The 12,738-nt window shown below is 41.6% G+C and carries 7 protein-coding genes and 1 pseudogene; all 8 read right to left on the bottom strand.

What is annotated here, in order from left to right:
- Nucleotides 1–49: 49 nt before the first annotated feature.
- Nucleotides 50–1,210 (bottom strand): sporulation protein YhbH, encoded by a 1,161-nt coding sequence (yhbH, locus tag LQ226_RS13830; protein WP_231418543.1) that lies wholly within the window; start codon nt 1,208–1,210, stop codon nt 50–52.
- Nucleotides 1,211–1,500: 290 nt separating this feature from the next.
- Nucleotides 1,501–2,271 carry a membrane protein insertase YidC gene (gene yidC / locus LQ226_RS13825; protein ID WP_231418542.1) on the bottom strand — a complete coding sequence of 257 codons (771 nt, stop codon included), beginning with the start codon at nt 2,269–2,271 and terminating at the stop codon, nt 1,501–1,503.
- A gap of 30 nt (nt 2,272–2,301) precedes the next feature.
- Complete coding sequence (locus LQ226_RS13820) at nt 2,302–2,607, bottom strand: hypothetical protein (protein ID WP_231418541.1); 306 nt, start codon at nt 2,605–2,607, stop codon at nt 2,302–2,304.
- A gap of 167 nt (nt 2,608–2,774) precedes the next feature.
- Entirely contained in the window at nt 2,775–4,100 is a 1,326-nt protein-coding gene (odhB, locus tag LQ226_RS13815) for a 2-oxoglutarate dehydrogenase complex dihydrolipoyllysine-residue succinyltransferase (RefSeq protein WP_231418540.1), read from the bottom strand.
- A complete protein-coding gene (locus LQ226_RS13810) occupies nt 4,087–6,939 on the bottom strand; it encodes a 2-oxoglutarate dehydrogenase E1 component (protein ID WP_284526776.1) in 2,853 nt (950 codons plus the stop codon). The genes odhB and LQ226_RS13810 overlap by 14 nt, the downstream gene beginning before the upstream one ends.
- Nucleotides 6,940–7,140: 201 nt before the next feature.
- A complete protein-coding gene (locus LQ226_RS13805) occupies nt 7,141–9,240 on the bottom strand; it encodes an RNA degradosome polyphosphate kinase (RefSeq protein WP_255688652.1) in 2,100 nt (699 codons plus the stop codon).
- A gap of 263 nt (nt 9,241–9,503) precedes the next feature.
- A complete protein-coding gene (locus LQ226_RS13800; RefSeq protein ID WP_231418539.1) occupies nt 9,504–11,036 on the bottom strand; it encodes a Ppx/GppA family phosphatase in 1,533 nt (510 codons plus the stop codon).
- A gap of 185 nt (nt 11,037–11,221) precedes the next feature.
- Nucleotides 11,222–12,706: pseudogene (locus LQ226_RS13795) on the bottom strand (PrkA family serine protein kinase); the annotation flags it as partial.
- Between the last annotated feature and the right edge of the window lie 32 nt (nt 12,707–12,738).

Genomic DNA, 12,738 nt, shown 5'->3' with positions numbered 1-12,738 from the left:
ATTAAAAAGAAAACACCCGAGCTCCTTTATAAGGAACTCGGGTGTTTCTTTAGACCAATACTTCTTCGTCTTCTTCTTTGAAGAAATGCTTCATCGCATAAAACACGTCAGCTTTTCTTCTTAGAACAAAGTGCCTGAAACGTTCATCTTCAATTTTCTTATAGGCGGACATAAGGGTTGAGTGCCTGTTGTACTGGTTTACTTCCCCGTATCCAAACATACTCGATACATCCATCAATTGTTCAACGAGCTGTAGGCAACGCTTGTTATCAGAGGTTAAGTTATCCCCATCTGAGAAGTGGAACGGATAGATATTGTAACGCTCTGGGCTATATTTAGAATCGATTAATTCAAGTGCCTTTTTATAAGCTGATGAACAGATGGTTCCTCCACTTTCACCTTTTGAAAAAAAGTCATCTTCTGAGACGACTTTGGCTTCTGTGTGGTGAGCAATAAATTCAATTTCCACTGTTTCGTATTTTGTTTTCAAGAAGCGCGACATCCAGAAGAAGAAACTTCGGGCCATATACTTCTCCCACATTCCCATTGATCCTGAGGTGTCCATCATAGCTAACACAACAGCTTTTGATTCAGGTTTCACTACCTCATTCCATGTTTTGTATCGAATATCTTCTGGATAGATCGGATTGAACGTTGCGTCTCCTCCCATCGCATTTCTCTTAAAGGCTTCTAGCATCGTACGCTTCTTGTCGATATTTCCTTGAAGTCCTGTTTTCCTAATGTCATTAAAATTAATATCTGTCGTAATGATATTATCTTTCTCTTTTTCCTGTAAGTTCGGTAAGGCCAACTGATTGAATAAAGCTTCTTCTAACTCGGCAATTGAAATTTCAGCTTCATAGAAATCCTCTCCAGGTTGATCTCCTGGCTTCTCCCCTTTTCCTTGCGCTTGTTGCGGGGAGCCATCTCTCGCAATCACATCTCCGACTTGGCTGTCGCCTTCTCCTTGGCCTACATGTTTGTTCTTATCGTGGTTATAGCGAATCTTATATTCATCCAACGACCGAATCGGAATCTTCACAACATCTTTCCCATTTGACATCACAATATTTTCTTCAGAAATCAGGTCCGGGAGTTGATTCTTGAGCGCATCCTGAACTTTTTCCTGGTGGCGCTGCTGATCATCATACCCTTTTCTATGGAGGGACCAGTTCTCTTCAGAAATTACAAAATTTTTCGAACGACTCATCCTTACCCCTCCTCCATTTTGTTTACTCTATCATATGCAGAAGTTGTCATTTTGATTAAAAATTCTGAAAACTTATTTTAAAAACTTGTCACTTTCCGCATATGACGGTTTAAGCTCTACCGTTCTGTCCATGACAAAAATTTTAATACCAGAAAGCTGACCGTCCCTCACCTAACGTTTTATGTCTTTCATCTTATGAACTAGGGTCAACTATTATGAGTCACTCGCAAACCCCAATAATAAAAGTCCAGGATCCTATTTAGGAGCCTGGACTTTCTTTATATCATTCATTAATTTGAGGTTTGCGGGACTGGTTCTGACTCTGTCTGGTACAACTTGCGTCCTATAATCGTTTGGAAAACTAGGAACAAGCCGCCGATTGCCCAGTAAACAGGTAATGCAGCTGGTGCGTTCAGCGAAATAATTAAAATCATTATCGGTGACAATAGACCAATTAGCTTCATTTGCTTTTGTTGTGATTCCGGTACGCCTATTAAAGACACTCTATATTGAACAAAGTACAAGGCACCTGCAATCAGCGCCATAGCGATATCAGGCTCACCCAGGTTAAACCATAGAAAAGTGTGAGTGGCTATCGTCTCTGAACTTCTGATCGCGAAATAAAAGCCCATTAGAATTGGCATTTGCAGAAGCATTGGAAGACACCCCATATTAAGTGGGTTCACTCCATGCTTTTGGTACAGAGCCATCATTTCCTGTTGCATCTTTTGGCGATCTTCAGGAGAAGCTTCTTTCATTCGGGCTTGAATATCATCCATTTCAGGCTTCATTCCAGCCATTTTTACTTTCATTTGCTGTTGGTTCTTATACATATTCAGCATAAGAGGCATCAGTACAAGTCGAATGATTACGGTGAGGATAATAATAGCTATACCATAGCTACCTCCAGTAATCGAAGCCGCTAACTCAATAGCTTTGGTGAAAGGTTCGACAAATAGATTGTGTAGGAACCCATCTCCTCCATCACCTTGACTTGAACATGCTGATAAGACAAATGCTGTCACAATTAAAAGTAAACTTGATTTCCATAAAGCTTTCATTCTAATTTCATCCTCCTCAATAGTCGATTATTACGGTAGCAATCGAGTATTGAGGTAATCTTCATCATCGGGCGAACTTTCTTGTCTCCCTACTGTTTTGCAAAACCAGCGGATAAAATGATCACTAGGCTTCACGCCACTATTGGTATGAGACGGTAAGTGAATATTCGTTTGTTTAATAGACCAATCTTTTGAGAAGAGGTTGGCAGTATCACTAACAATTGAACCCCACACTCTGTTGAACGCAAGGGATAAGAACAAGCTTACGTAAAACGAATAAAGAAAAGGGTCATTCACTAAATCTATATCCATAAGATATTCGATGACCATATTCATGTAGCTGCCTCATTTCTAAAATTGAATCTCTCCTAGATACGGACCAAACATCATTTCGTTTCATCTTTCTTACTATTAAGTCTACTACTTTTTTTATTTGTAAACAACCAGCCTCAAAAAAAGCCCGTCCTGCTCGGGGGCAGAACGGGCTTTATATCTAAAGTCTATTAACCTTCTAGCAGAAGGTTATAAGGGTCTTCTAGCATTTCTTTAATTCGGACAAGGAACTGAACAGCTTCTTTACCATCGACAATACGGTGGTCGTAGGAAAGAGCAATGTACATCATCGGACGAACTTCAATAGAATCATCCGGCATAACCATTGCACGTTTTTGGATGTTATGCATTCCTAAAATACCCACTTGAGGAGCATTTATAATAGGTGTGGATAGCATAGATCCAAAGATTCCGCCGTTTGTAATCGTGAAGGAACCACCTTGAAGCTCATCTAAAGATAGCTGCTTATCACGCGCACGTTTGCCGAGTCGACCAATTTCTTTCTCGATTCCGGCAAACCCAATACGGTCAGCATCACGAACAACAGGTACAACAAGACCTTCATCCGTCGAAACCGCCATACCAATGTCATAGAATTTCTTCATAACAATTTCATCGCCTTGGATCTCAGCGTTAAGAAGAGGGAATTCTTTAAGAGCACCAACAACTGCTTTTGTGAAGAAGGACATAAACCCAAGCTTTACATCATGTTTCTGTTGGAATTGGTCCTTACGCTCTTTACGAAGGTTCATAACAGCTGTCATGTCTACCTCGTTGAACGTTGTAAGCATAGCTGCTGTTTGCTGTGCTTCAACAAGACGCTTAGAAATCGTTTGACGACGACGTGACATCTTCACGCGTTCAACCGGCTTATCGAATTCTGTTTTCTCAGAAGACTTCTGCTCTGATTTCTTCTCTTTCTTGCTGTCTTTTTTAGAACCTTTATCTTCTTTAGATTGATTGGCTGCTGCTTCTACATCTTCTGGACGAATGCGACCAAGAGGATCATTCGGTTTAATATCGCGAAGGTCAATACCTAGTTCGCGTGCTTTTTTACGGGCAGCCGGAGAAGCTACAATCTCTTTATTTGGATCTTGCTTTTCTTCATCCTTCTTATCTTCTTTCTCTGAAGCTTTTTCTTTGCTGTCTTCGGAAGATTCCTGTTTACCATTATCAGACGACTTTTCTTCTTGCTTAGACTCTTCTTGACTCTCTTCGTCAGAGTCCGAAGATTCAGATTCTGACGAACCGCCGCCTTCGCCGTTCTCATCTACTTTTGCAACGGTATCGCCTACTTCAACGTCGTCTCCTTCCTCTACTAGAAGTTCGGAGATGACACCTGTGAAATCAGAGTTTACTTCAACATTTACTTTATCAGTTTCAAGTTCAAGGATCGCATCGCCTTTTTCAACGGAGTCGCCTTCTTTAACAAGCCACTCTGCGACCGTGCCTTCTGTAATGGATTCTGCAAGTTCTGGTACCTTAATTTCCTTCATTGGAATCTCCTCCTTTAGATAGCTTCAGTGCTTCTTGGATGATTCTATTCTGCTCTGTTTTGTGAATGTTTGGTTCACCTACAGCTGGTGAAGAACGTTTCGGACGACCAATATATTTAATTTCATGGGTGTCATTTACAAGCTGGTAGAGGGTTTCTTTAACAAAGTCCCATCCACCCATATTACGAGGTTCTTCTTGAACCCACACGACTTCTTCAATGTTTGGATACTGCTCTAAGATCTCCTGAAGTTGCTTTTCTGGGAACGGATAGATCTGTTCTACACGAGCAATGTGCAGCCAATCCCAGTTTTGATCTTCATTTTCAATTCGGTCTTCTAAGTCAATCATGACCTTCCCGCTTCCAATAACAAGGCGCGTCACTTTATCTTCGTTTTCCCCTAAACCACGCTGAGGTTTAAGTGGCTGGAATTGACCTTCACTAAACTCCTTGCCTTCTGAGGCAACGCGTTGGTTACGGATCAAGCTTTTCGGTGTCATAAGGACGAGCGGACGTGCTGCGTCTTTCCCACCAATTGCAGCTTGGCGACGAAGCAAGTGGAAGTACTGAGCTGAAGAGGTTACATTAGCAACCGTCCAGTTGTACTCTGCGCTCATGGTTAAATAACGCTCTAAACGGGCGCTTGAGTGTTCAGGGCCTTGCCCTTCATAGCCATGAGGTAACAACATGACAAGACTTGATTTCTCTCCCCATTTTGCACGGCCTGCTGAAATAAACTGATCAATAATGACTTGCCCTGCGTTAGCGAAGTCCCCGTACTGGGCTTCCCAAAGCACAAGAGCTTCTGGAGCTTGCACACTATACCCATACTCAAATCCAAGCACACCCGCTTCATTTAACGGACTGTTATAGATATCAAAGGAAGCATTGGCTTCTTCTAACCCGTGCATCGGGCAGTACGTAGACCCGTCTTCCACATCATGTAGAACTAGATGACGGTGAGCAAACGTTCCTCGCTGGCTATCTTGTCCAGTTAAACGGATAGGTTTGCCATCTTTTAATATAGAAGCAAATGCAAGAGATTCTCCTGTTGCCCAATCTACTTTATTTCCTTCTTCTAGTACATTCTCACGACGTTGCAGGATCTTCTCAAGCTTCTTAAAGCCGTTGAAACCTTCAGGACGTTCTAGTAAATCTTTATTCAATTTCTTTAAAACGTCTAATGATACGGCTGTATCAATCGCGTTTAATCCAGTAACCATTTCTTCTGGAACATCTTTTGCGTCTTGGTCACCAGTTTCATTCTCTTTCATATTTTCATACGTTTGTCGAAGATTCTGGTCGACCTCTTCTTTCACCTGATCGAAGTAACCATCTTCAATGACACCATCATTTTGTAATTGCTCAGCATACACTGCAGCTACAGTTGAATGGTCATCAATTTCAGAATACAGTTCAGGCTGAGTAGCGCGAGGCTCATCCATTTCGTTATGGCCATAACGGCGATAACCAACTAGATCAATTAAGAAGTCTTTATGGAACTTCTTACGGTATTCATAGGCTAATTGCATCGCAGATAAACATTGAATCGGATCATCTGCATTTACATGGATAATCGGAATCTCATACCCTTTTGCAAGATCACTTGCATAACGAGTAGAGCGCCCGTCTTTTTGAATCGTTGTAAATCCAACCAGGTTGTTCGCAATAATATGAACTGCTCCACCTGTCCGATACCCTGGCAGGTCACTCATATTAAGCGTTTCAGCTACTACCCCTTCACCAGGGAATGCTGCATCACCATGGATAAGAATAGAGAAAGCTTTCTCCGTATCCTGTTCAGACCAGCCACGTTCTTCACGATCATCTTGTGCAGCACGTGAGAACCCTTGCACGACCGGATCAACGAACTCAAGGTGAGACGGATTGTGGGAGAGCGTTACACGCGTTGTGCGCTCTTCTTTCTCAACATCACGACTTGCACCAAAGTGGTACTTCACGTCCCCTGTCCAACCATAGTTAATGCCCATTGATCCTTCAGAAGGGACAAGCTCTTTATTAGGAGCATGGTGGAATTCAGAGAAAATGCGATCATACGGCTTACCTAAAACGTGAGCTAAGACATTTAAACGGCCACGGTGAGCCATTCCCATCATAACGTGCTCCATTTTTTCTTCCGTTGCTGCCTGCACGATATGATCAAGCATCGGTACCATGACATCGAGCCCCTCAATAGAGAAACGCTTTTGAGCCACGAACGTCTTCCCTAAGAACTGCTCAAATCCTTCTACCTGAGCAAGGAGCTTAAGCACTTGCTTTTTACGATCTTCATCAAAATCGACTTGATACGTTCCGTTTTCAATCTTGCCTTGTAACCACTTGCGCTCTTCTTCATTGTGAACATGGTCAACTTCAAATGAAATACGACCAGCGTATTGATGCTTCAATGTTTGAATAGCTTCCAATCCGTTTGATACTTGACTAGGCGCTTCAGGCCAAATCCAGTTCGCTGGAATGGATTTCAAGTCATTTTCCGACAAATTATATGTTTTCGGATCGAGAAGCGGTGAATAGCGCTCGCGTCCTCGACCAACGGCATAAACTTCAGCCTCTAAATGACCGGAACGACGAATAGCCTCAACTAATTTCAATGCTGAGGTCACCTTCTGGATATCTCCAGCAGATGGCCCTTCAGAACCTTGTTGGCCCTGTCCGCCTTGTATCCACTCTGGAGCACCATATTGTTCAAACACCTCGCGAAGAGATGAATCGACCCGCTCTGGATCTTCTAAGTATAAATCGTACTGCTCTTCGATGTACCCCATATTGGGGCCATGAAACTGTTCCCAAATGTTTTCGTTAGACCCTTTGTTCGACACTGTTTACTACCCCCATTAGAAGTTCGCGTTCTGTGACGTAAACGTTTGCAAACTCACCTTCTATTATAATTTTTTTCCGTTTTCTTCTTCAACTACTTTACCCTAGTTTTTTTTAAGAAAACAAAAAAATTTGAAAAAGATTCTAAAAAAAGTACAAATGTACGGAATATTGTACACTTGTACCTCTTGATTTTTCAAGTTTTATTCTTCATCTTCTCCAACCATGTAAGCTCGATTAAAAAGTTCAAGCTGACTATCAAGCTCTTCTTCACTTGGAGCACGCTTTACGTAATGGTAATTTCCATGCTCATCCTGGACCCTTGCTTTCAGATTATCTTTTAGATGAAGATCTAAAATTTGATGCAATCTGGATTCGATATGGGCATCATAAATCGGGAACATCAGCTCGACCCGCTTCTCCATATTCCGTGTCATTAAATCGGCTGAGGATAAATATATATTCCCTTCCCCATTTTTGTGAAAGTAATAAATCCTGCTATGCTCTAAAAAACGACCTACAATGCTTCTGACACGAATGTTTTCACTAATACCTTTAATTCCTGGGCGAAGACAACAAATTCCTCGTACAATTAAATCAATTTGCACTCCTCTATTCGAAGCTTCATACAACTTTTTGATAATGACTTTATCTGTCAGGGAATTCATTTTAGCAATAATACGACCATTCCCATATTTCTGATGGGCCTCAATTTCCTCATCAATGTGGTGAACAAGGTCGCGACGAATATCAAAGGGTGCCATCGAAATATGATGATAAGCTGGCTTCTCCGTATATCCACTTAAGTAATTAAAGAAGTTCGTAGCATCTATACCAAACTTACGGTTGGATGTAATCAACCCCATATCGGTATAAAGCTTGGCGGTTTGGTCGTTGTAATTCCCCGTACCAAGATGAACGAATCGTTCAATCTGGTGCTTTTTCCTACGTACAACAAGGGTAATTTTACTATGAGTTTTCAAGTAGTTCATACCGTATATGACGTGACAACCTGCTTTTTCAAGTTCTTTGGCCCATTGTACGTTATTCTCTTCATCAAATCGAGCCTTTAGCTCCACAAGCACCGTTACTTGCTTCCCATTCTCAGCCGCCCGCTTTAATCCTTCAATAATCGGGGAACCGCCACTGACCCGGTAGAGAGTTTGTTTAATCGCCAGGACATCCGGATCATCCGCTGCATCCTCCACGAAGTCCACAACAGGTTGAAACGATTCGTAAGGGTGATGCAGGAACACATCTCGTTCCGAAGCGAGTTCAAATAAGTCCTCATCAGACCCTACATCTTTCGGTGGTTGGGGAATTAACGCTTCGTACACAAGGGAGTCATTGTATTCTTCCATATCTTTATAAAATTTAAATAAGAACGTAAGGTCAAGTGGGCCGTCGATTTCATATACATCCTTGCGATGAATTTCTAATACATTTAATAGAAATTCAAGAAGCTTCGGATCATACGCATCACGTTTGATCTCTAAACGCACTGCAGCTCCCCATTTTCTCTTCTTAAGTTCTTTCTCAATTTCTTTTAATAGGTCTCTGGCACCTTCTTCATGAATCGTCATATCTGCATTACGGGTAATGCGAAATTCTGTAACAGACTTCACCTTGTACCCTTGAAACATCTTATATATAAAATGACTAATGATGTCTTCAAGCATCATGAACTTGCGCGTGCCCTCTTCATCTACTTCTAGCTCAATATACCGGTCTAGTACAGCGGGTACCTGCACAATTGCCGTCTTCTCTGCCGGCTCCTCTTCATCAAACGTATCTTCAAGAACCACTGCGATGTTAATACTTTTATTTAACAGCATGGGAAATGGTCGATAAGCATCAACCGCCATTGGGGTTAAAACAGGAAAGACTTGTTCATCAAAATATTGTTCCATGGCATCAAGTTGCATAGTAGACAGCTCGTCCATGGCTACAAAGGTAATTTGATGTTCTTTTAACATCGGTAATAATACATGTTGATACGTCGAATACTGCATATCAACAAGCTTATGATTCTTCTCAGAAATTTTGGATAGCTGCTCTTTAGGGGTAAGGCCTGCTTTATTCTCCGGCTTATTAAAACCCGCTTTCACCTGGTCTTTTAAACCGGCTACACGAACCATAAAGAACTCATCCAAATTCGAGCTAAAAATCGCTAAAAATTTAAATCGCTCCATTAACGGATTCCGTTTATCTAATGATTCCTGCAGCACCCGTTCATTAAAGGCTAACCAACTTAATTCACGATTATTATAATAACGCGGATGATCTAATTCCATTTGTTCCATGTTCTCCTCACCCTTTCATCCAAAGTCGACATATGTATTCACTCATAGTTTATCAAAGGTTTATAATCGTAGTATTAACTAAATATGAACCTCATGTTAACTTTTCACTTCTCTTTACCACACACTAGTCTATGTCAATCCACCAAAACCTAATACACTTCATCGAGGTAAAGTACTACATCGTGTCAGACACCCTTCATCACGGTGAACAACCACAGCATCATTGGGGTTGTGAGGGTATGAAAAAGGGGTAGCGTTGGCGGCTACCCTTTTTGTGTGAATGTAATGTTAACACGCATTTTAATTGCTTTCTCGAGGTGTTTCTTCTGCTTTTCGACCTGGTATTCTTCAGCCATTGGGTCTTGATTACAGAAGGCGACGATATTGAGATCTTCTCCTTTTACTTCTACATGTAGATCTTCTACAACACTTCTCCTTGTGGAGTCGAAGCTATAGGCAAACTTCGTCAATGCGCCGAGCGTTTTAATTTTTTTCTTCTCTTCTTTTAAGAACCAATGTTTATAAGGATGAAGGTACTGCTTAAAAATAGGTTTACTCTTATAGGAACCTACAAGAGCTAACATCAATCGTTCTTTATGCATAAGTCCATCTATGGTTCGATTAGCAAGTAGATAGAAAGTATGCTGGGAACTTGATTCGGAATCAATGTACTCCCCTAAGTTAAATACAAATGCGCCGCGTTTCAACAACGTGACATCTTCTCTTGTTAAATGACTCACTTCCGCTTCTTGCAATTCATCAAACAGAATCTGTGCTAAATGAGTTACCTGATGAACGTGCTTGTAATCAATGTTATAGTCGATCGCCAATTCATTGAAGCTCTCTTCTAACACATCAGGGAACACGGAAATATTAAAGTCTTCCATAAGCTGTTCATAAAAGACTCCATCTCTCAGTCCTTTGCGACTTAATATAAACGAAGTGGCATCGGTGACTTCATATAAGGAATGAAAGACTTCAATAGTTGGAAGGATAATGTCTGCCCGGTCCTTTGATAACCCTTCAACCTTCTGTAACTTCTTAAATGACAACGTAAGTAAATAACTCTTAATAAAGCTCATGTCATGTTCAAACATTCTATACTGGTGAAGGCCTGCTAAGGGGTAGCTCTTAAGCGACTGGTCAATCTGCACCATGTTACGAGCACTTCCGCCAATCCCGATAACAGGTACACGTTTACCCTCGAGCCACGACAAGGATTTGAACTGATCCATTAAGTATTCTTTAACATCTTCCATTTCTTTCGGCGTTGGTACATCATCTTTCACAAACATTTGTTTCAACGTCAATGCACCGAAGGCAAAGCTGTGAGAATGCTGGATCTCCTTATTCTTATAATACGTAACCTCCGTACTTCCTCCACCGATATCGACCGTAATGCCCTCCGAAAGAGCGGTGGAATTCACTACAGCGAGATAACCATAATACGCTTCCTCTTCTTCAGAAAGGATTCGTATTTCGTGACCAATCTCATCTTTCACTCTCTTAATAATCGTATCCTGGTTTAGAGACTGGCGGATTGTTGCTGTAGCCACAGCCAGCAGCTGTTCTAAGTCATACGTGTCCGTCACTTTCTTAAAACTTCTTAAGATCGATAGTAGATGATCAATCCCTTCTTCTCTTAAGTTTAAGTCCTCACCAAGATAATTCCGAAGACGTGCCACTGCTTTAATATTTTCGATTTCTTTAAAGCGACCGCTCTCACTCCGCTCATAGATGACTAATCTTACTGTGTTCGAACCTATATCTATAATCCCATAATGCTGCTCACTCACCGGAAGACACCCTTTTCTAACAATGAAATTTCCACCATTATAGCATAAGAACTATCTTTATCCTTTACTGAATGTCCAATCTTTGATGTTTACTCTATAACTCTTCCCCTCTCCTATGTCTCCCTTTTCCCTAGTGAAGCCAAAACAAAAACCGGAGCATCTAGATGCCCCGGCTTCCCTATTCATTACCTGTTTAGCAAACTACCTACATAGCGCAGCAGTTCATTTGCAGAACTTGAGTTGTACCCATATCCTTCTACAAGTGTGGCTACTACTTCATTCACTTTCTTCAATTGTTGCTCATCTGGTGTTTTCGTCGATGTCGTAATCTTGACGACATCTTTCAGGTCAGCAAACAACTTCTTCTGAATCGCTTCTCGTAAACGTTCGTGAGACGAGTAATCGAACTTCTTCCCTTTTCTAGCATAGGCTGAGATCCGAATCAAAATCTCCTCACGGAATGCTTTCTTCGCGTTCTCTGATATGCCGATTTGTTCTTCAATCGAGCGCATTAGCTTCTCGTCTGGATTCAGCTCTTCCCCTGTTAACGGATCACGAAGCTTCGACTTGTTGCAATACGCTTCAACGTTATCCAGATAATTGTCCATAAGTGTTTTCGCAGATTCTTCATACGAGTACACAAAGGCTTTCTGCACTTCTTTCTTTGCAATTTCGTCGTACTCTTTACGAGCCACCGAAATAAAGTTCAAGTAACGCTCACGGTCGTCTTTAGAGATCGACGCATGACTTGATAGACCTTCTTTTAGCGAGCGCAACACATCGAGTGCGTTAATAGACGTCATTTCCTTCTTAATAATTGTTGAAGAGATTCGGTTAATCACATAACGAGGGTCAATACCACTCATTCCCTCATCATGATGTTCATGGCGCAGTTCCTCTACGTCTACATCACTAAAGCCCTCTACGGTCTCACCATCATATAAACGCATTTTCTTCAATAAATCTACGTTATTCTTATTAGAATCTTTGAGACGCGTCATAATGGTAAACATCGCAGCCACTTTTAATGTGTGAGGAGCAATATGAACATCTCGAATGTCACTCTGGTTAATCATCTTTTCATAGATGCGTTCTTCCTGCGTGACTTTTAAATTATATGGGACTGGCATAACAATCATACGAGAATGAAGGGCCTCGTTCTTCTTGTTCGAAATAAACGAGCGGTACTCCGATTCATTCGTATGGGCAATGATCATTTCATCAGCTGAGATCAGCGCAAACCTTCCTGCCTTAAAGTTTCCTTCCTGCGTCAAAGAAAGCAAGTGCCATAAGAACTTCTCATCACACTTCAGCATTTCCTGGAACTCCATAATCCCCCGGTTTGCTTTATTCAGTTCCCCGTCAAAACGATACGCTCGCGGATCAGACTCAGAACCATACTCCGCAATCGTGGAGAAGTCAATGGAGCCCGTTAAATCGGCGATATCCTGAGACTTCGGATCTGATGGACTAAAGGTTCCAATACCTGTACGCTTATCCTCTGAGAAGAATATACGCTCAACAGGCATATCCTCAATTCGACCTCCATATTCCTGCTCAAGGCGCATTAAATTAAGAGGCGATAAATTCCCTTCAATACGAACCCCAAATTCCTCAGAGAAATCTTCCCTTAGGTGTTGCGGAATCAAGTGCAGCGGGTCCCCGTGCATCCCTTTAGACACCCACTATAATCGTTGATATG

This window comes from Pontibacillus sp. HN14, assembly GCF_021129245.1.
Classification (GTDB): domain Bacteria; phylum Bacillota; class Bacilli; order Bacillales; family BH030062; genus Pontibacillus.
The sequence above is the reverse complement of the archived record's forward strand: the minus strand, read 5'-3'. Positions and strand labels throughout refer to the sequence as shown.

What these genes read in the sequence shown, in the direction of transcription:
- yhbH (WP_231418543.1), bottom strand. Translation starts at nt 1,210, where the DNA reads ATGAGTCGTTCGAAAAATTTTGTAATTTCTGAAGAGAACTGGTCCCTC.
- yidC (WP_231418542.1), bottom strand. Translation starts at nt 2,271, where the DNA reads ATGAAAGCTTTATGGAAATCAAGTTTACTTTTAATTGTGACAGCATTT.
- LQ226_RS13820 (WP_231418541.1), bottom strand. Translation starts at nt 2,607, where the DNA reads ATGAATATGGTCATCGAATATCTTATGGATATAGATTTAGTGAATGAC.
- odhB (WP_231418540.1), bottom strand. Translation starts at nt 4,100, where the DNA reads ATGAAGGAAATTAAGGTACCAGAACTTGCAGAATCCATTACAGAAGGC.
- LQ226_RS13805 (WP_255688652.1), bottom strand. Translation starts at nt 9,240, where the DNA reads ATGGAACAAATGGAATTAGATCATCCGCGTTATTATAATAATCGTGAA.